The sequence below is a fragment of the Methylobacterium sp. E-005 genome (assembly GCF_022829725.1).
GTDB lineage: Bacteria > Pseudomonadota > Alphaproteobacteria > Rhizobiales > Beijerinckiaceae > Methylobacterium.
Genome location: NZ_JAKSYG010000219.1, coordinates 111993 through 130956, shown reverse-complemented (window position 1 = coordinate 130956; position 18964 = coordinate 111993). Strand labels below are relative to the sequence as shown.

Below are 18964 nucleotides of genomic sequence, written 5' to 3'. Positions count from 1 at the left end.
GCGGACGATGTAGAGCGCATCGGACCAGCTTCGACTGCCGGCCTCCTAGATCTCGCCCATGAGGTGGGGATGTGTCAGACCTCCCCCCCGGTGTTGCCGTCCTTAAAGCCGTCAAGCCCCTTCAGTGGCACTCCAGTCCTGAAGCGATCGTACTTCCGGCCTATGCGATCAAGGAACGGACCATACGCTACCCTCACGAGATGCCGCTCGTAATCAGCAACGACGCGCAGGAGCCGAGCGCGGAACAGGTCGTCTGACTCGGGATCGGTCATGCCCTGTTCAATAGCGCAACGAGCACGCACGCGAGAAGGCCCGCCCCAAGAACGACCAGGGGAGCGTACTCAACACCTTCGTCGGTGAGAAGCTGCAAGCCAGCCACAGCTACGACCGCGACGCCTATTACGGTCGCGGTCCGGCCGAGGCTCATCTCATGAAGCCCTTCACCTTCAGGTGCTCGGCGAGGGGCAACCTATTTGGTGATCCGCACCGAGACCGGATCGCTGCCGGGGAAGCTCTCCTCCAGTGCATCGTCGAGCCGCTCGTGCATCCGGTTGGGATGGTTCTCAGCAAGGTGGCGGTCCGCCGTTGCCACAGCCGTTCCTGCTGACACGACCGCCAGTCGCCGACGCTCCGCGGCCGTCCGGAACGCCTCATAGACGAGCAAGCCAAACCCAGCCGCGATCAGCAGCGCCGGCACAGGGTTGACCCGCACATCTTGGACGAAGCGCTCGACGGTCTCGCTCGCAGCCTGCCCTGAACGGCGCAGATCGGCAAAGTCGCGCGGGATCCCCGGCTGGTTCAACCGGGCCTGCAGATCGGCCAGCGTCCGGTCCAGCCGCCCGCGGCTCGCCTCGACGTCCTGCTCCAGCTTGTCCGGCGAGTCGCTCATGTGTCCATCCGCTCCGTGAGAACCTGCGCGTCCTGCTTGACCTGCCGCCTAGTCCGGGTCGGTTCCAGCGTGGCAAGCGACGTCTTGCTGCGCCCGTACAGTCCGAGACCGATCGCGAGCAGGAGGAAGACGCCGCCCACGATCAGGGCCGCTAGCGCATCCGACTGTACCAGGACGGCGATACCCTTCACCAGCGCTAGGAGCAGCGTGAACAAGCCTGTGATGGCGAACACGGCCGCCACGAGCAACAAGCCGAGGCCGAGCGATATGCGATGGACACCCTGTGCCATCTCGGTGCGGAATAGCGCGATCTCGCCGCCGACAAGATCTCGCAGTTCACGGACCGCCTCGCCGACGAGGGTCGGGATACTGCGCAATCCTGGCTCAGCCATGCCGCTCTCCTACGGGTCCAGGGTCGAAAGAACGTCGACTGGAACCACGGCATGTGAGCGCGGGATTGGCCGGGCTTTCTGAAGGTTTAGGGTACGGAAAAGCGCGAAGCCTGCGAGGACAGCCGCCGCGGCCGCCAGTGCGGGGCGCCGGCGGACCGCCGCATCCACCTCATCGTACATCTCACCGAAGGAGCGGCGCGCAATCCCATTGGCTAGCTCGTCGACCCCGAGCGCGGCCTGATCGAAGAGTTCCTTCAGCTGCGGCAGACCGTCGAAGTTGGTGCCGGTGTCGCGGATGACGTCGCCGACATCCGAGACCAGTCGCGCCGCGTCAGCCTTGCGCTTCTCGACGTAGTTTAGCGTCTGATTGCGCAGCGTGTCGGCGAAGCCTTGAGCTGCACCAAGCTCCGGGTCGGTAGCGCTCGATCTACGGCCCTGAGCACCATTCGGCATCGAGCTTCCCCGTAAGCCATTCTAGATCAGGGAAACCGTAGGCTCCTGATACCGTTCCGCCGTGCCGATGCGGCTACTGAATCCAGCACGGAGTCATTTGGGGTCGTTCACGCGTTGATGGCGCGATGGGATCCAGTCAGCACGACCGCTGAGGAGGAAAAGCCATGGACGAAAATCAGATCACCGGGACCGCGAAGGAACTCGGCGGCAAGGTCAAAGGCGCAGCTGGTCAACTGACTGGGGATAAGCGGACGCAGGTTGAAGGGAAGGCGACCGAGGTGAAGGGCTCGGCGCAGAACCTGTATGGGCAGGCGAAGGAGACACTCAGCGATGCCGCCGATCAGGCGCGAGAGTTTGCCGGCGAAACGTTCGATCGGGCTCGCGAGCGCTACCCGGATGCGCAAAGGGTGTACCAGCGCGGCAATGAGGCACTTCGGCCCCACGTGCAGGAGTCGCCGCTAGGGCTCGCCATCTTGGCCGGCGCGATCGGTTACCTGCTAGCGTTGGTCATTCACGGCCGTCGATAGCAGATGCGGGAGACCGGGCGAGCCGTAATGATATGGCTGCCCGGCCGATCGTGTCGCTTCAGCAGTTATCGGCGCCAGGCTTCACGGGCTGACCTTCGGGAGCCTTCTTCGAGCCATCATCCTTCATGGCCGCGCCGGTGTTGTTCATCGCACCGACCGTACCCGGGGACTCGGCCTTGGCTCCGGGGCTCACCTTGGCGGTCGAACCACCATCGACGTTCGAGCTGGTATCCTTCCCCGTTGCGGCATTCGTCGTCGTGCCGACATTGCAGGGCGCAGCGACAGCGAGGCTCGCCGACATCGATAGCATCGCGGTGGCGGTGGCGATATTCAGGATCTTGGACATGCTTCCTCCAGGTTCTTATGCCTGAACAGAAGGGTCCTCACCGCTTGTTGTTCCGATAGACCCGCACGGCAACCCCACGCGTTCGGTGAGGCAAGCTCTACCCCTTCCGCTCCCGGAACCGGATCCCAGCCCCGCCGCCGTTCTCAATGATGAAGATGACGCTGGCGGCCGGCTCAGATCAGAGATCAGGCACCGTCGCGTCGAGCCACTTCGCCGCCCCCAGCAGGGTTGGGAATGTGTGCTTCGCGCTCTCGAACGGCGGTGGGAACGGCGGGCTATCGTGGAGGGTCTCGGCCATCCAGTCGCCCTCGCGACCGTCCTCGGACACGTCTCGGACGAGGCTACCGACAACCTTGCCGTCAAGGACGAGATCGAAGCTGCCTGGGGCGAGGCGTTGAAGGGTGTAGGTCATCGGGCTTCCAGAGCGGACGCCGCGCCACGCGACATCACCACCGCAACGCCGGGTAAGGAAGTCAGTTCGCGCCCTCAGGATCCTCGCGGTGCGGCACGTAGCTCTCGTCTATGCGTCCATCTTGCCGATGCGGCCAACCGCCTACCAAGCGTGCAGCAGGTGGCCCCAAGCCAACACGATGATGACGAGGGTTACGATGGAAACGGCGATCTTCTGCGCGGATCCAGATAAAAGGTAGGGACTGCGCTTCTTAGCTCGCGGCTTGAGGGCTACGACCTTCGGGTCAGACAGGTGCTGGGTCAGGCTGTCGGGGAGCCTGCGCTTCGTGCGCCTCACTTCAGATAGCCCTTCGCCTTCAGATGCTCGGTGAGGAGCTTCTCGACCAGGGAGGTGAGCGAGCGCTGATCCTCTTTGGCAGCGAACTCAGCCGCTTCCTTCAAGGCCGGGTCGATGCGCAGATTGACCTGCGCCGTCTTTTTTCGCTGCTGCATGTGTAGACAGTGTCTTGACGCCGGTCGTGTATAGACACTATACAGACAGCGGCTTGCAGCAGCAAGCGGCCCGCCGAGGTGTTGGAGCACCGCGACGAGCCTAACCATCCACGCACTGGAGCTACGTCAATGACTACCCACGCCCATAGCACACGCACGCGCTTATTACCTCCGTCTCGCAGCCCTCAGCCCTTATTAGGTCAGGGGCTCGGCGGGCAGTCGGGCCCCGTCACACAGGCCATTCGCACCATGCGGCCGGCCGATCCCGCCGATGCTGCTGTCGCTGCGATCGAGGATGGCCTGGACCGGCACTTCGCCGAGGTCGATGCCGCCGGTTCCACCACGCGGCCTGCCCTGGCTGAGCGCGCTGTCGCGCTACGCGAGCGCTTGGAAGTCCGCAGGTGCCGCAAGCCGTCCGATCCGCAGGTGGCGCTGCGAGATCGCCTGATCGCCGCCCATGCCGCCGCTATGAGGGTGCGCTGGGTGTTCGAGGTCGAGGATCCCGATAGTTCGGCCTACAAGGCCGGGCTCGTCATCGACAACGCGATGTGGGCCCTGATCGCCGAGGTGCTGACTTTACCGGCTCCAAGCACACCGGCGGGCTTGGGCGTGGTCGGCCTCGCGCTGGCCTTTCAGGTTGAGGGCGCGCTCGTCGGCAAGCCTTGGGAGAACGAGGACAAGATAGCCGCGGCCTCGCGCGCCATCCTCGCGGTCACCGGCACGGCGCTGCCGCCGGCTTTCACGGGTTTCGGGGACGAGGCGGGCCTCGAGGCACGTTAGTCGGCGGTTCTGACGCCGCCATCCAGTGGCATGCCCCCCCCGTGAATCGTCCGTGAAGGACTCACCCCTGAGCCCAATCGCTTCAAGGGCTTAGGGTCTGAACTGTGCTCGGAGGGAATTGCCCCCTCAGAAGCAACCACGCCCGCCCGTCTGGCTCAGGGGGGCGAGCTGTCAGGGCGAGCGTGGAGGTCGGAGGGACCAATCCGACAGATACCGATTTGCAAGAACCGTGCATCCACGCCCGCCCTGGCAGCTGAGGGGCACACCCGAAGGACGGGCGTGGAAGGCCAGTGGTCCGACTGACCGAGCCATTCAGTCTGGGCGAGATTGCTGGCCGATGTCCGGGCCCTTCACGAAAGCGCGCTTGTGCATGCTGTGTGAGCCTACCCTTTGGCCACGCACACCGTCAGCGCCGAGGCGCCGGCAAATGGTCGACTGGAGTCGGCGATCGCCTTTGCTGCGGCTTGGCACGCATCCTTGGTGTTGAACTCGACGGATCCAACCGATGCTCCGGACCCGGCCAATATGATGATGAGCACGTAGACCAACGCATCCTCCTCGGTTCCAGAGGAGCGCATAGCCTGAAGAAGGCCGCTCGCGCATCCAGTGCGGGCGCCAGCTGACGATGGGTTGCGCGGTTACCCGCAGCGTTACCCAAGCCCATTCAGCGATGTCATGAAACTTAGCTAAGTGTTGGCGCGCCCGAAAGGATTCGAACCTCTGACCCCCAGATTCGTAGTCTGGTGCTCTATCCAGCTGAGCTACGGGCGCCTGACACGGCGGCGGGGTCTTGGCCCGCCGGTGTGAGGGGGCTTCTAGAGGCTCCAATCGGGCTTGGCAAGACACCGCGTCGCAAGACTTTCACAACGTCTACGGCTCCCGAGCTACAGCGCCCGCGCGCTCGCCTTCACCCGCTCCTCCGCGGCCCGGATCGCCTCCGGCGTGCCGACATGCAGCCACTGGCCGTCGAGGCGCATGCCGAACAGCCGCCCGGACCTAATCGCCCGGTCGAACAGGAGGTTCAGCGAGAAGGCCCCCTCCGGCGTGTCGGCGAACAGCGCCGGGTCCAGGATCGCCACACCCGCGTAGATGAAGGGCGCCACCGCGCGCTCGCCGCGGCGCTCCAGGCGCCCGTCCGCGTCCATCACGAAGTCGCCCGCCCCCTCGTAGCCGAGGCTGGTGGTGGTGGGCGCCACCAGGAGCAGGGCGTCCATGCGCGGCGCATCCCAGGTCTCGATCAGCCGGCGCAGGTTGGAAGCCGGCCCTTCGAGCCAGAACGAATCCGAGTTCAGCACCGCGAAGGGCGCGTCCCCGAGGAGCGGCAGCGCCTTGCGGATGCCCCCGCCCGTCTCCAGCAGCGCCCCGCGCTCGTCCGAGACGATCGTGGCCGGCCCGGCGTTCGATTGCTCGGCCCGGCGGGCGAGATGGCCCTCGATCAGGTCGGGCAGGTAATGGACGTTGACGATCGCGGTGCCGATTCCGGCCTCGGCGACCCGGTCGAGGGCGTGGTCGAGGAGCGCCTTGCCGGCCACCTCCACCAGGGGTTTGGGCACCGTGGCGGTCACCGGCCGCATGCGCTTGCCCAGGCCCGCGGCCAGGACGAAGGCGCGGCTGACGGCTGGCTCAAGCTCGCTCATGCGGGACGGATCCGATGGTCAGGGTTCGGGAGCCGGCGCGACGAGGCCCGGCAGGTGCTCGGCGTGCCACGCCCGCAGCCCGGCCAGCGCCGGATGGGCGAGGTTGCGGGCGAGATAGCCCTCGATCCGCGGCAGATGCGCGAGATAGCCGGGCTTGCCGTCGCGCCGGTCGAGGCGCGCGAAGATGCCGAGGATCTTGGTGGCCCGCTGCGCCGCGAGCAGCGCGTAGGCGGTCGCGAAGGCGCCGACATCGAAGGCCGGATCCCGGCCGCGCCGCTCCCGCGCGTAGAGGCCGAGCAGCCGCAGCTCGAACTCGGCGCTGGCATCGACCCGGGCATCCTGCAGCAGCGAAGCGACGTCGTAGGCCGGGTGCCCCATCACGGCGTCCTGGAAGTCGATCACCCCGACCCGCTCCAGCCCGTCCCGCTCGGGCAGCCAGATCAGGTTGGGGGAATGGTAGTCGCGCAAAGTCCAGGTCGGCCGCTCGGGGATCGCGCCCTGGAGCGCCGCCCGCCACAGGTCCACGAACTGCGTACGCGCCTCAGCCGACAGGGTAACGTCGCGGATCGCGGGGGCGTACCACTCGGGCATCAGCTCCGCCTCGAACAGCAACGCCTGCGTGTCGTAGGTGGGCAGGACGTGGTCGATCCCCTCCGCCACCGGCAGGGTCGCGGGCAGCGGGGTGGCGTGGAGCTTGGCGAGCAGCCGCACCGTCTCGGCGTAGCGCTCGGGCCGCGGGGCGCCGGCCTCGATCACCGGCTCGCTGCCGAGATCCTCCAGGATCAGCAGGCCCTCGGCGAGGTCCTCGCCGTAGATCTTGGGCGCCGAGAAGCCGAGCGCCCGCAGGCCCCGGTCGAGGGCCACGAAGGCGTGGACGCTCTCGGCCAGATGCACGATCGCGCTGTAGGGCTTGCCGTCGCGCACCGGCGGCCCGTCCGGCCGGGGCGGGGCGATCATCAGCACCGCGCTGGTCCCGTCGGGCTTGGTCAGGCGCTCGTAGGCGCGGGAGGAGGCGTCCCCCTGCATCAGCACGCGCTCGGCGATATCCCAGCCGCTACGGTCGAGGAGGCGGCGCACCGCCCGAGCCCGGTCGAGTCGGGCGCGCATGCCGCCGGATCCATCGATCCGGGCGAGCCGCGCCCCGGGGCCGAACTCCGCCCGCAGGGACAGGTCGATGGTGAGCACCGGGCCATCCCGGGGCGGCATCCGGTCGGGCCACTCGACCAGGGTGACGGCATCCTCAGCCATCTCGTCGAAGCCGAGCTCCACCAGCTCGTCGGCGTCGCGCAGGCGGTAGAGATCGGCGTGGATGATCGGCCGCCCGTCCCGGGCCGTGTAGGGCTGGATCAGCGTGAAGGTCGGGCTCGGTACCTCCAGGCGCGGATCGCCGGTGAGTTCCCGGATGATCGCCCGCGCCAGCGTGGTCTTGCCACCGCCCAGGCCCCCGGACAGCGCCACGACATCCCCCGGGAGCAGGAACTCCGACAGGAACAGGCCGAGATCCTCGGTGGCGGGCTCCTCCGGCAATACGAATTCCCACGGCGCCGCCAGCGCGGATGCGCCCGCCGGCCCGCCGGTTCCATGCCCGTCCCGATCGTCTCCGCCCAAAGCCGCCTCCGAGACCCGAAGACGCATGGTCCGAAAACACGCTCCGGATGCAAGAGTTTCCGGCCGCGGTTGTGCGCTTCCCGCCCATCCGGTGCATCGAAAGCACGCTCGCGGGCCGAGACCGCCGATTACCGTCCCGGCGCCGCACTTGGCATACGGCTTGCCGAGGGGCGGCCGCACCGCCGGTCCGGCTGAATGACCAGGCAAGGAGGAAACGATGAAGCGTGAAGACCTCACCGAGAAGCTGCTCGACATCAAGCGCGAGAAGGGCTGGAGCTGGAAGCACATTCACGATGAAATCGGCGGCCTGTCGCCGTTCCTGATCACCGCGGCCTGCATGGGCCAGATGAAGCTGCCGAAGGCCCAGGCGAAGCGCGCGGCCGAGCTGTTCGGGCTCACCGCGGCCGAGGAGCGGATGCTGAACGAGGCGCCCTACCGCGGCTCGATCCCGTCGATGCCGCCCACCGACCCGCTGATCTACCGGTTCTACGAGCTGGTGATGGTCTACGGCACGACCTTCAAGGAGCTGATCCAGGAGGAGTTCGGCGACGGCATCATGTCGGCGATCGACTTCAACATGGAAATGGCCCGGGAGGCCAACAACAAGGGCGACCGGGTGAAGCTCACCATGTCGGGCAAGTTTTTGCCGTACAAGTATTACGGCAACGACGACGCCACGCCGGAATACGGCTTCAAGGAGGGCTGATCCTTTTCCCCTCCCCCTGGCGGGGAGGGGTCAGGGGTGGGGGTGGTTCGGAAAGAGGCGCCCCGGTGCCTTCTGCACCACCCCACCTCCAGCTCCTCCCCGCAAGGGGGAGGAGAGATCCGCGCGTCTGATCGTCAGGCCGCCGCCGGCTGCCCCTCCGGCTCCAGGTAATCCTGCACCGGCTGCGCCGGGCCGCCCCGCATCAGCACATAGAGGAACGGCACCAGCAGCAGCGTCGCCGGCGTCGCGAAGGCGATGCCGCCCATCACGGCGCGGGCCAGCGCCGCATTCTGCTCGCCGCCCTCGCCGGTGCCGAGCGCCATCGGGATCAGCCCCAGAAACATCGCCGAGGCGGTCATCAGCACCGGGCGTAGCCGGGTCTCGCCCGCAGTGATCGCGGCCTCCAGGGCGCTGCAGCCCGTCGCCTCCCGATGCTCCTTGGCGAAGGTCACGAGCAGGATCGAGTTCGCCGAGGCGATGCCCACCGACATGATCGCTCCGAAGATGGACGGGATCGAGAAGGCGGTCCCCGTGATGAACAGCGCGAAGGTGATGCCGCAGAAGGCCATCGGCAGGGCGGCGATCACCACGAAGGGATCGCCCCAGCTCTGATAGTTGACCGCCATCAGCAGATAGACGGCGATCAGCGCGATGCCGAGGCCGATCTCCAGGCGGAAGAAGGCCGAGCGCATGTTCTCGATCTGGCCGCGCACCGCGATCTTGTCGGGCGCCTCCAGGTTCTTCTGCTCGTCCTGCACGATCGCGTCGATGTCGCGGGCCACGGACCCGAGATCGCGGTCCTGCACCGCGGCGTAGATGTCGAAGGTCGGCTGGATGTTGACGTGGCTGATCATGGTCTGCGTCGGCACCCGGCGCAGGTCGGCAAGGCTGGAGAGCAGGGTCAGCACGCCGGGTCCCGAGCCCGAGGTCGCGGCCGCGCGCACGAACATCGGCGTGTTGCGCAGGTCATTGAGCGAGCTGTTGCGGTATTCGGGCGTCTGCACCCAGAGCTGGTAGGGGATGCCGGTCTTGGGGTCTGGCCAGAAGTTCGGCGTGACCTGATAGCTGCCCGACAGCGAGATGTTCATGTTCTGCGCCACCTGCTGCTCGGTGAGCCCGAGCTCCGAGGCGAGGCGCCGGTCGACGTCGACGTAGAATTGCGGCTCGTTGACGATCTGCTGCAGATGGACGTCGACGAGGCCCTTGGTGTGCTTCAGCCGCTGAACGATGCGCTGGGCGACCTCCAGATCCTTCTCCTTGTGCCGGCCGGAAACCTGCACGTCGATCGGCGTGATGACGCCGAAATTCAGGATCTGGGTGATCATGTCGGCGGGCTGAAAATACACGGTCACATCGGGGAAGCGCTTCATCAGCACGTCCCGCAGGCGCTTGGTGTAACCCGCCACCGAGCCGTGGTTTTCCTTAAGGCTGATCAGCATCTGGCCGTCGTTATAGGAGACGAACGACCCGTCCGAGAACGCGAAATTGTAGTTGTTCGACGGCAGACCGATATTCTGGAGGATCTGGTCGACTTCGTCCGGCGGGATGATCGCGCGGACCGTGTCCTCGACCTCGGCGAAGACCTGCCGTGTGGTCTCGATGCGCATGCCGGTGCGGGTGCGCAGATGCATGGTCATCTGGCTCGCCTCGATCTGCGGGAAGTAATCCTGCCCGACGAAGACGAACAGGACGCCGGTCATCCCGAGCACGAATCCGACGACGCCGAGCGTGACGATCCGGTGGCGCAAAACCGCGTGCAGCAGGCCGACATAGCCCCGGTGGAAGCGCGTGAAGCCGCGCTCGAAATGTCCGTGAATCCAGCCGGAAAGCCGCATGACCGGCGCCCCGACGACGCCCACGGCGCGGGCGATCCGACTGCGGCGGGGCGGCTCCTGCTGGTCCCGGTCCTTCGCGTGCTTCTGCCGGTATTCCGGCGCCACGATCACGTCGATCAGCAGCGGCACCAGGGTGCGCGACAGCAGGTAGGAGGTCAGCATCGCGAACACGACCGCGAGCGCCTGCGGGGTGAACAGGTACTTTGGCGTGTCCGTGAGCGCGAACACCGCCGTGAAGGCGGCGCAGATCGCGAGCGTCGAGATCAGCGCGGGCTTCGCGATGCCGGCGGCGCCGTGGACCACGCTCTCGCGGAACTCCTCGCCCTCCTCGAACAGCCGGTAGGTGTTCTCGATCGCCACCGTGGCGTCGTCCACCAGGATGCCGACCGCGAGCGCCAAGCCGCCCAGCGTCATCACGTTGATGGTCTCGCCGAGCGTCGCCAGCACGGCGAGCGAGGTCATCACGCAGAGCGGGATCGAGATCAGCACGATGATCGTCGAGCGCCAGGAGCCGAGGAACAGCAGGATGGCAAGGCCGGTCAGGGCCGCCGCGGTGAGCGCCTCGTGCAGCACGCCCTCGATGGCGTTCGAGACGAAGACCGACTGGTCGAACAACTGCGTGATCGACAATCCCTCGGGCGCCGCCGCGCGGATCGTCGGCATCGCCGCCTTGACGTTGTTGACGACGTTCAGCGTCGAGGCGGCGCCGTTCTTGATGATCTGCATCAGCACGGCCTGCTGGCCGTCGGCGCTCACCACGTTGACCTGCGGCGGGCCGCCGTCGCGGACATAGGCGACGTCGCGCATCAGCACGGGCTGGCCGGCCACCACCTTGATCGGGGCGAGATTGAGGGTCTCGATCGAGGGCGGGGTGGCGTTGAGCTGCACCGGGTATTGCTGCTCGCCGATCTTGGCGAGGCCGGACGGCACCGTGAGGTTCTGGGCCGTCATGGCGTTGGTGACGTCGAGCGGCGTCAGGCCGAGGGCCTGGAGGGCGTTGAGGTCGAGATCGACCATGATCTGCCGGGGCGCCCCGCCGAAGGGCGACGGCAGGGTCGAGCCCGGCACCTGCGCGAGGGTCTGACGGATCCGGTACTGGGCGTAGTCGTAGACCTCGTTGAGGCTCTGCTTCGCCGAGGTCAGGGCGAGCTGGATCACCGGCACCGACGAGGCGGAGTACCGCACGATCACCGGCGGCTGCGTGCCGGGGGGCATCACGGCGCGGATCGAGTTGGTCGAGGAGACCACCTGGGCGATCGCGAGATCGAGGCTCACGGAAGGATCGAAGTAGATCCGCTGCACCGCCGTGCCCTGGAGCGTCGTCGATTCCGCGCGGCGGATGTTGTTGACGTTGTTGGAGATGCCGTACTCGGCATACGTCGTGATGCGCTGTTCCATCTCCGGCGCGGACAGGCCGGTATAGGTCCAGACCACCACGACCACCGGGATGTCGACGACCGGCAGCACGTCCTTCGGCATGACGATGATCGCGCCGAGGCCGCCGAACATCATCAGCACCGCGAGCACGTAGGTCGTGATCCGGAACTTGAGCGCGTAGAGGACGAGGCCCATGCGGTCTCCGCCGGCCGGCGCGGGACCGGCAACTCCGCGTTGTGTACCAGCGAGCCGTTACACCCGGACTGTTTCGCTATCACGTCTGGCGCACGCAAGGTGCGGGCCGCGTCGCCGCAGGGCGGCCGCGCGGGCCTGACAGCGCGCCGACGCGCCGGCGGCCTCATCGTGCGCTGCGGGTGCGCGCGGCGTCGAGCAGCCGACTTCGTGGACGCCGCGACCCCGGCCGCACAGAATCAGGCGCGGATCACAGGGATCGCAGCGCGGGCGCTCCGATCCGCCTGGGTTGGTTGCCGCCGGATCAGCGCAGCAGGGCGGACTTGTCGACCTCCAGCGCCCCGGCGATCTCATCGAGCGCCTTGTGCTCGACCGCGCTGATACCGTCGATATCCGCCACGTCGGCGCCGATCAGGAACACGTCCTGCCGCTGCTCGATCGGCCGCTCCGCGATGGCGCCGACGAGGCGGAGGTTCTCCAGCCGGCCGGCCCGGGTCTTGGCCCGGGAGATCGCCTCGTAGAGCTCCTGCTCGACCCGCAGGGTGTCGTAGGATTTCTCGAGGATCGGGTTGGCGCGGATCCCGCTGATCGCCGATTCGATCTCCTCCTCGGCCACGTCGCCATCCGCCACGATGACGTTGGCGGCCGACGAGACCGCGGCCTGCAGGAAGACGGCATCGCCCGCATACGACATGATCGTGCGGCCGAACCGAAGGATGGCGTCCTGGAAAATGCTCATACCGACTCCCGTCCAGCCGGAAGTGGCGGATATTGTGGCCGCCGAGTCAAGATGCAGCCGCGCTTGCCCCGGGGATGCCGGCCTCAGGTGGCGGGTTCGTGCCCCGGCCAGTCCCTTCCGAGATGGGCCGCCACGCGGGCCGGATCGTCGCCGACCTCCGCCACCGCGGCCTCGACCTGCTCCACCGGCACCATAAACCGGCGCGCCCAGTAGGCCCGCTCCCAGGCATGGGCGACGTTCACGGCCCTGGGCTCGGTGGGATCCTGCATGCTGTCGTCGGCCATCGGTCCTCCGCGTCTCGCGAGGGCTGATGGCCCCCGGCGTGACAAACGCCGGCCGGGGCCGATCGGGTCCGGATCAGCAGCAGCGGAAACCCGAGGTATTGCCCACGCCGAAGCGGGCGTTCTCGCGATTGCGGAAGAACTCCACCTCGGTCATCGGCGCCCGGTCGGGATGGGTGCGGCGGATGTGCTCGGCATAGGCCGCGTAATCCCCCTGCCCCACCATCAGCCGGGCGCCGTCGCAGACGCATTTGGACAGCGTCCGGAGGCGGTCCCGCAGGTTCGTCGGCTGCATCGCCCTACTCCGCCGCGACCAGGCGCGGCTCGGTCTCCAGCGCGGTCCAGCGATCCGCCCGCCACGCCTTCAGGCAGGCCGCGATGCCGAAGCCCGCGATGGCGATGACGAGGCCGATGAACAGGGCCGCCAGCACCGCGTCGATCCGGTCGTTGAGGATGATCTGGCTCATCTGGTCGGCGTTCTTGGCGGGTGCCAGGATCTTGCCCTCGGCGGCGGCCCCCGCGTAGCGCTCGGCATGGGCCAGGAACCCGATCTTCGGGTCGGCGGAGAAGATCTTCTGCCAGCCCGCCGTGAGGGTGCACAGGCAGAGCCACGCGGTCGGGACGATGGTCACGAAGGCGTAGCGCTCGCGCTTCATCTTGAAGATCACCACCGTGCAGAGCGTCAGCGCCACCGCGGCCAGCATCTGGTTCGAGATGCCGAAGAGGGGCCACAGGGTGTTAATGCCGCCGAGCGGGTCGGTCACCCCCTGGTAGAGGAAGTAGCCCCAGGCCCCCACCGAGATGGCGGTCGCCGCGATGCTCGGCCCCCACGACGTGGTGTTCTTGAACGACGGGATCGCCAGCGCGACGAGATCCTGCACCATGAACCGGCAGGCCCGCGTCCCCGCATCCACGGCGGTGAGAATGAACAGGGCCTCGAACAGGATCGCGAAGTGGTACCAGAAGGCCATCATCGCCTTGCCGCCGATGGCCGACGAGATGATGTGGGCCATGCCGACCGCGAGCGTCGGCGCGCCGCCGGCCCGGGAGATGATGGTGCGCTCGCCGACATCGGCGGCGGTCTGGGTGATCACCTCGGGCGTCGTGGCGAAGCCGAGCTTGGTCACGGCGGCGGCCGCGGTCTCGGGGGTCGTGCCGATGAGGGCCGCCGGCGAGTTCATGGTGAAGTAGACGCCCGGGTCGATCACGCAGGCCGAGACCAGGGCCATGATCGCCACGAAGGATTCCATCAGCATGCCGCCGTAGCCGATGAAGCGGGCATCGGCCTCGCTGGCGATCAGCTTCGGCGTGGTGCCCGACGAGATCAGCGCGTGGAAACCCGAGACCGCGCCGCAGGCAATGGTGATGAACAGGAACGGGAACAGGCTGCCGGCCCAGACCGGGCCGGTGCCGTCCACGAACTTGGTCATCGCCGGCATCTGCATGTGCGGGGCGACGACGGCGATGCCGAGGGCGAGGCCCACGATCGTGCCGATCTTGAGGAAGGTCGACAGGTAGTCGCGCGGGGCGAGCAGCAGCCAGACCGGCAGGATCGAAGCGACGAAGCCGTAGCCGATCAGCATCCAGCAGAGCTGCGGGCCGGTGAAGGTGAAGGCCGGGCCCCAGACCGGGCTCGCCGCCACCGAGCCGCCGGCCATGATCGCCAGCATCAGCAGGACGAAGCCGAGGACCGAGACCTCGCCGATCTTTCCGGGGCGGATGTACCGGGAATAGACGCCCATCAGCATGGCGATCGGGATCGTCGACATCACCGTGAAGGTGCCCCAGGGGCTCTCGGCCAGCGCCTTGACGACGATCAGCGCCAACACGGCGAGCAGGATCACCATGATCAGGAAGGTGCCGAACAGGGCGATGATGCCGGGAATCGTGCCGAGCTCGGCCCGGATCAGCTCGCCGAGGGAGCGGCCGTCCCGGCGCATCGACACGAACAGGACCATGAAGTCCTGCACGGCGCCGGCGAGAACCACGCCGGCCAGGATCCAGAGCATGCCCGGCAGGTAGCCCATCTGGGCGGCCAGCACCGGGCCGACCAGCGGCCCCGCGCCCGCGATCGCCGCGAAATGGTGGCCGAACAGCACGCCCCGGTTGGTTGGCACGTAGTCGAGCCCATCATTGTGGCGCACGGCCGGCGTCACGCGTTTCGGGTCGAGGCGCATCACCTTGTCGGCGATGAATTTCGCGTAATAGCGGTAGGCAATCAGGTAGACGCAGACGGCCGCGACCACGATCCAGAGGGCGTTGATCGTCTCGCCCCGTTGGCTCGCCACGATCGCCAAAGCCGCGGCGCCGAGCGCGCCCACCAGGGCCCATGGCCCATGCCTGCCGAGCGCCGTACCCATCGTTCCCTCCCAGAGTATCGCCTTGAGCTCGGACGGCTCCCCCGAGCCTCCGGCCGGGATTCGTGGATCCCGTGCGACAGGACTGGTTTATCCTATCCGTCTGCCGTTGACGCAAGCGATCCGAACTGTGATGCAGCGCTTCAGACCGCACGATGAACGCTCCGTGTAACAACGGACATTCGTGGCGGACCTGTCTTACTCATCCGGGCCGGACCGATGGAATCCCGACGCCGCTCGCCGCTGATGTGGCTGCTCCTGCTCCCCTTCCTGGGGCTGCTCTGGGTGCCGTTCTACAACCAGCACGATCCGGTGCTGTTCGGCTTCCCGTTCTTCTACTGGTACCAGCTGGCCTGGGTGCCGCTGACCTCGCTGATCCTCTACATCGTCTACCGGGCCGTGCGCGATGACCGCTGATCTCGACATTCCGGCGCTGTCGGTCTTCGTCTTCTTCTTCCTGCTGGTGACCGTGATGGGCTTCGTGGCCGCGCGCTGGCGCCGGCCCGAGACGCTCGCCCATCTCGACGAGTGGGGCCTCGGCGGGCGCAAGTTCGGCACCTGGATCACGTGGTTCCTGATCGGGGGCGACTTCTACACCGCCTACACGGTCATCGCGGTGCCGGCTCTGGTCTACGCGGTCGGCGCCTACGGGTTCTTCGCCCTGCCCTACACGATCATCGTCTACCCGTTCGTCTTCGCGGTGATGCCGGTCCTGTGGCAGGCCGCCAAGGACAAGGGCTACGTCACGGCGGGCGACGTCGTGTACGGCACCTACGGCTCGCGGGCGCTGGAACTTGCGGTCGCCGTCACCGGCGTGATCGCCACCATGCCGTACATCGCGCTCCAGCTCATCGGCATGGAGGTGGCCATCAAGGCCCTGGGACTGCACGGCGAACTCCCGTTGATCGTCGCCTTCCTGGTGCTGGCCTTCTACACCTACTCGTCGGGCCTGCGGGCGCCGGCGCTGATCGCCTTCGTCAAGGACATCATGATCTACATCGTGGTGCTGGTGGCGGTGGCGATCGTGCCCTCGAAGCTCGGGGGCTACGGCGCGGTGTTCGACGCGGCCGATGCCGCCTTCAAGGCCAAGGGCTCGGGCGGCATCCTGCTCAGCCCGGCGCAGATCCTGCCCTACGCGTCGCTCGCGCTCGGCTCGGCGCTGGCGGCCTTCATGTACCCGCACACGCTGACCGGCATCTTCGCCTCCTCGGGCGGCAACACGATCCGCAAGAACGCGGTGCTGCTGCCGGCCTACACGCTGCTCCTCGGGCTGCTCGCCATGCTGGGCTACATGGGCCATGCGGCCGGCCTGAAGGTGACGAGCAACAACGACGTCGTGCCGGCCCTGTTCAAGACCCTGTTCCCGGGCTGGTTCGCGGGCTTCGCCTTCGCGGCGATCGCCATCGGCGCCCTGGTTCCGGCGGCGGTGATGTCGATCGGCGCCGCCAACCTGTTCTCGCGCAACGTCTGGAAGGCCTACGTCAACCCGAACGTCACCCCGTCCGGCGAGGCGCAGGTCGCGAAGATCACCTCGATGCTGGTCAAGATCGGCGCCCTGGTGGCGATCCTGGTCCTGCCGACGCAGTTCGCCCTCGATCTGCAATTGCTCGGCGGCCTGTGGATCCTGCAGACCCTGCCGGCCCTGGTCTTCGGCCTCTACGTCTCGTGGTTCCGCGCGCCGGCCCTGCTGGCGGGCTGGGCGGTGGGATTCGTCGCCGGCAGCGCCATCGCGTGGTCGGATGGCCTGAAGCCCCTGCACAGCCTGACCTTCGGCGACACGAAGCTCACGCTCTATACCGGGCTCCTGGCGCTCGCCGTGAACATCGTCGTGGCCGTGGTGGTGAACGCGGCGCTGAGCCTGGGCGGTCGGAAGACGGCCGTCGCGGCGGGGCGCTGAGCCCCCGGAACCCTGTTTGAGGAGAGCACAATGGCGAAGGTCGCATTCCTGGGCCTCGGCGTGATGGGCGGCCCGATGGCGGGCCACCTCGCCAAGAAGGGGGGCCACGACGTCACGGTCTACAACCGGACCACACCGAAGGCGGAAGCCTGGGTGAAGACCTATGGCGGCGCCTTCGCGCCCACACCCCGGCAGGCCGTCGAGGGCGCCGAGATCGTGTTCGCCTGCGTCGGCAACGACGACGATCTGCGCAGCGTCGTGCTGGGCGAGGACGGGGCGCTCGCCGGCATGAAGGCCGGCGCGATCTTTGTGGACCACACCACGGCCTCGGCCGAGGTTGCCCGGGAACTCGCCGCCGCCGCCGACGCGAAGGGCGTCGGGTTCATCGATGCCCCCGTCTCGGGCGGCCAGGCCGGCGCCGAGAACGGCGTGCTCACCGTGATGTGCGGCGGCGACGCGGCGACCTACGCCAAGGTCGAGGGCGCGATCGGATCCTTCGCCCGGGCCTGCCGGCTGATGGGCCCGGCGGGGTCCGGCCAGCTCACCAAGATGGTTAACCAGATCTGCATCGCCGGGCTGGTCCAGGGCCTGTCGGAGGGCGTCCACTTCGCCAAGCGGGCCGGCCTCGACGTGGAGGCGGTGCTCGACGTGATCTCCAAAGGCGCCGCCGGCTCCTGGCAGATGGAGAACCGCGGCAAGACCATGAACCAGGGCAAGTTCGATTTCGGCTTCGCGGTCGACTGGATGCGCAAGGACCTGGGCATCCTGCTCGACGAGGCCCGTCGCAACGGCGCGAAGCTCCCTGTTTCAGCCCTCGTCGACCAGTTCTACGCCGAGGTGCAGGCCATGGGCGGCAACCGCTGGGACACGTCGAGCCTGGTGGCGCGGCTGGAGCGCTGAGCGCTCTTTTCGCGCGTTGCGAAACGGCCCCCGCGGCGTCGCCCTCGCCCCTCTGCGGGAGAGGGCGGCCCGCGAAGCGGGTCGGGAGGGGGGAGCCACGGTGCAGAACGAGGCTCTGCCCCTCATGAAAGTCGCGCCTTCTCCGGAACCCGGGTTCCCGTCTCCCAACCCCTGCTGACGCAGGGGCCACCCTCCCCCGCAGAGCGGCGCGGGAGGAAGGCGCTAGGCTCACAGCTCAGCCGCGGCCACCTCCGGATCCATCCACCGCCAGTTCTCCCCCATCTGGTGGCGGAACCACGTGAACTGCCGCTTGGCATAGGCGCGCGTATCCGCCTGCCCCCGGATGATCGCATCCTCAAGGCTCATCGCCCCGTCGAGATGGGCGATCAAACCCGGCACGCCGTGGGCGCGCATCACCGGCAGCATCGGATCGAGCCTGCGCGACCGCAGGCGGGCGACCTCCTCCAGCGCGCCTTCCGCGATCATGGTCCGGAACCGGGCGTCGATGCGGGCGCGCAGGAGCGTGCGGTCGGGCGCCAGGAAGATCTTTTGGAGATGCCGCCCGGCCAGCGGGCCGGGCACCGGATCGCCGTAGAAGCTGGCGATCGGGCGACCCGTGGCGAAAAAGATCTCCAGGGCGCGCATCACCCGCATCCGGTCGCTCGGGCGCAGCCGGGCTGCCCCCTCGGAATCGTGCCGGGCGAGGTCGGCGTGCAGCGCCTCGGTCGGGCGCCCCTCTGCCGCGTCCCGGACCTGCGCCCGCACCGCCTCGGGTACGGGCGGCAGCTCCGAAAAGCCCTGCTCGAGCGCCCGGAAATACAGGCCGGTGCCGCCGACGAAAACCGGTAACCGTCCATCCAGGCTCTGGAGCAGCGCCGCCGCATCCCGCGAGAAGTGCCCAACGGAATAGTTCACGGCCCCGTCGACATGGCCGTAGAACCGATGGGGGACCCGGGCCTCCTCGTCCGAATCGGGACGGGCGGTGAGGCAGCGCAGATCGGCGTAGACCTGCATGGAATCGGTGTTGATGACCACGCCGCCACGCTGCTGCGCCAGCCGGGCGGCGAGCGCCGACTTGCCCGACGCGGTGGGCCCTGCGATGAGGATCGCCGCCGGGCGCCCCCCGGCCTCTCGGTCTGGCAAGG

22 protein-coding genes and 1 tRNA gene are annotated in these 18964 nt (G+C 67.8%); 6 read left to right on the top strand and 17 right to left on the bottom strand.

Going from position 1 to position 18964, the window contains the following annotated elements:
* Positions 1–74 precede the first annotated feature (74 nt).
* From MKK88_RS26620 to MKK88_RS26605, 4 genes are all read right to left on the bottom strand, one after another.
* A complete protein-coding gene (locus tag MKK88_RS26620; RefSeq protein ID WP_244005173.1) occupies positions 75–272 on the bottom strand; it encodes a hypothetical protein in 198 nt (65 codons plus the stop codon).
* A gap of 197 nt (positions 273–469) precedes the next feature.
* A complete protein-coding gene (locus MKK88_RS26615; protein WP_244005171.1) occupies positions 470–889 on the bottom strand; it encodes a DUF3618 domain-containing protein in 420 nt (139 codons plus the stop codon).
* On the bottom strand, positions 886–1281 hold the full coding sequence (locus MKK88_RS26610) for a phage holin family protein (RefSeq protein ID WP_244005169.1): 396 nt from the start codon (positions 1279–1281) through the stop codon (positions 886–888). The genes MKK88_RS26615 and MKK88_RS26610 overlap by 4 nt, the downstream gene beginning before the upstream one ends.
* Before the next feature lie 9 nt (positions 1282–1290).
* A complete protein-coding gene (locus MKK88_RS26605) occupies positions 1291–1734 on the bottom strand; it encodes a hypothetical protein (protein WP_244005167.1) in 444 nt (147 codons plus the stop codon).
* 164 nt (positions 1735–1898) lie between these two features.
* Here MKK88_RS26605 and MKK88_RS26600 point away from each other — a divergent pair, with 164 nt between their 5' ends.
* On the top strand, positions 1899–2261 hold the full coding sequence (locus MKK88_RS26600) for a CsbD family protein (RefSeq protein WP_244005164.1): 363 nt from the start codon (positions 1899–1901) through the stop codon (positions 2259–2261).
* A 58-nt stretch (positions 2262–2319) separates the two neighbouring features.
* Here MKK88_RS26600 and MKK88_RS26595 read toward each other — a convergent pair whose 3' ends face one another.
* The 3 genes from MKK88_RS26595 to MKK88_RS26585 form a co-directional block, all read right to left on the bottom strand.
* Positions 2320–2607 carry a hypothetical protein gene (locus MKK88_RS26595; protein ID WP_244005163.1) on the bottom strand — a complete coding sequence of 96 codons (288 nt, stop codon included), beginning with the start codon at positions 2605–2607 and terminating at the stop codon, positions 2320–2322.
* 178 nt (positions 2608–2785) lie between these two features.
* Positions 2786–3019: a hypothetical protein gene (locus MKK88_RS26590; protein ID WP_244005161.1), complete on the bottom strand. Its 234-nt coding sequence runs from the start codon at positions 3017–3019 to the stop codon at positions 2786–2788.
* A 332-nt stretch (positions 3020–3351) separates the two neighbouring features.
* Positions 3352–3510, bottom strand: coding sequence for a toxin-antitoxin system HicB family antitoxin (locus tag MKK88_RS26585; RefSeq protein WP_244005159.1), 159 nt, complete (start codon positions 3508–3510; stop codon positions 3352–3354).
* Positions 3511–3759: 249 nt separating this feature from the next.
* Between MKK88_RS26585 and MKK88_RS26580 the strand changes: the two genes are divergently transcribed.
* The gene (locus tag MKK88_RS26580) at positions 3760–4290 is read left to right on the top strand and encodes a hypothetical protein (RefSeq protein ID WP_244005157.1); all 531 of its coding nucleotides are present in this window, start codon (positions 3760–3762) and stop codon (positions 4288–4290) included.
* Positions 4291–4673: 383 nt separating this feature from the next.
* On the opposite strand, the gene MKK88_RS26575 is transcribed toward MKK88_RS26580, so the two are convergent.
* From MKK88_RS26575 to tsaE, 4 genes are all read right to left on the bottom strand, one after another.
* On the bottom strand, positions 4674–4838 hold the full coding sequence (locus MKK88_RS26575) for a hypothetical protein (protein WP_244005214.1): 165 nt from the start codon (positions 4836–4838) through the stop codon (positions 4674–4676).
* A 146-nt stretch (positions 4839–4984) separates the two neighbouring features.
* Positions 4985–5061, bottom strand: a tRNA-Arg gene (locus MKK88_RS26570).
* Positions 5062–5174: 113 nt separating this feature from the next.
* Positions 5175–5927, bottom strand: a complete 753-nt coding sequence (locus MKK88_RS26565; protein WP_244005155.1) for a nucleotidyltransferase family protein — start codon at positions 5925–5927, stop codon at positions 5175–5177.
* 18 nt (positions 5928–5945) lie between these two features.
* Positions 5946–7562 (bottom strand): tRNA (adenosine(37)-N6)-threonylcarbamoyltransferase complex ATPase subunit type 1 TsaE, encoded by a 1617-nt coding sequence (gene tsaE / locus MKK88_RS26560; RefSeq protein WP_244005153.1) that lies wholly within the window; start codon positions 7560–7562, stop codon positions 5946–5948.
* A 190-nt stretch (positions 7563–7752) separates the two neighbouring features.
* Between tsaE and cynS the strand changes: the two genes are divergently transcribed.
* Positions 7753–8241, top strand: a complete 489-nt coding sequence (cynS, locus tag MKK88_RS26555) for a cyanase (protein WP_244005151.1) — start codon at positions 7753–7755, stop codon at positions 8239–8241.
* Positions 8242–8375: 134 nt separating this feature from the next.
* Here the strand turns inward: cynS and MKK88_RS26550 are convergent, their stop codons facing one another.
* The 5 genes from MKK88_RS26550 to MKK88_RS26530 all read right to left on the bottom strand — a co-directional run bounded on the left by MKK88_RS26550 (position 8376) and on the right by MKK88_RS26530 (position 15025).
* Positions 8376–11648, bottom strand: coding sequence for an efflux RND transporter permease subunit (locus tag MKK88_RS26550; protein ID WP_244005149.1), 3273 nt, complete (start codon positions 11646–11648; stop codon positions 8376–8378).
* A 301-nt stretch (positions 11649–11949) separates the two neighbouring features.
* On the bottom strand, positions 11950–12384 hold the full coding sequence (locus MKK88_RS26545; protein ID WP_244005147.1) for a tellurite resistance TerB family protein: 435 nt from the start codon (positions 12382–12384) through the stop codon (positions 11950–11952).
* Between the two features lie 83 nt (positions 12385–12467).
* On the bottom strand, positions 12468–12653 hold the full coding sequence (locus tag MKK88_RS26540) for a DUF3606 domain-containing protein (protein ID WP_244005209.1): 186 nt from the start codon (positions 12651–12653) through the stop codon (positions 12468–12470).
* An 88-nt stretch (positions 12654–12741) separates the two neighbouring features.
* Positions 12742–12960: a YbdD/YjiX family protein gene (locus tag MKK88_RS26535; RefSeq protein WP_244005145.1), complete on the bottom strand. Its 219-nt coding sequence runs from the start codon at positions 12958–12960 to the stop codon at positions 12742–12744.
* Between the two features lie 4 nt (positions 12961–12964).
* Complete coding sequence (locus MKK88_RS26530; protein WP_244005143.1) at positions 12965–15025, bottom strand: carbon starvation CstA family protein; 2061 nt, start codon at positions 15023–15025, stop codon at positions 12965–12967.
* Positions 15026–15241: 216 nt separating this feature from the next.
* Here MKK88_RS26530 and MKK88_RS26525 point away from each other — a divergent pair, with 216 nt between their 5' ends.
* From MKK88_RS26525 to MKK88_RS26515, 3 genes are read left to right on the top strand one after another with little or no spacing between them, the layout of a single operon-like run.
* Complete coding sequence (locus tag MKK88_RS26525) at positions 15242–15439, top strand: DUF3311 domain-containing protein (protein WP_244005141.1); 198 nt, start codon at positions 15242–15244, stop codon at positions 15437–15439.
* The gene (gene mctP / locus MKK88_RS26520) at positions 15429–16919 is read left to right on the top strand and encodes a monocarboxylate uptake permease MctP (RefSeq protein WP_244005139.1); all 1491 of its coding nucleotides are present in this window, start codon (positions 15429–15431) and stop codon (positions 16917–16919) included. The genes MKK88_RS26525 and mctP overlap by 11 nt, the downstream gene beginning before the upstream one ends.
* A 12-nt stretch (positions 16920–16931) precedes the next feature.
* A complete protein-coding gene (locus MKK88_RS26515; protein ID WP_279602552.1) occupies positions 16932–17819 on the top strand; it encodes an NAD(P)-dependent oxidoreductase in 888 nt (295 codons plus the stop codon).
* Between the two features lie 228 nt (positions 17820–18047).
* On the opposite strand, the gene miaA is transcribed toward MKK88_RS26515, so the two are convergent.
* Positions 18048–18962 (bottom strand): tRNA (adenosine(37)-N6)-dimethylallyltransferase MiaA, encoded by a 915-nt coding sequence (miaA, locus tag MKK88_RS26510; RefSeq protein WP_244005135.1) that lies wholly within the window; start codon positions 18960–18962, stop codon positions 18048–18050.
* Positions 18963–18964: the final 2 nt, after the last annotated feature.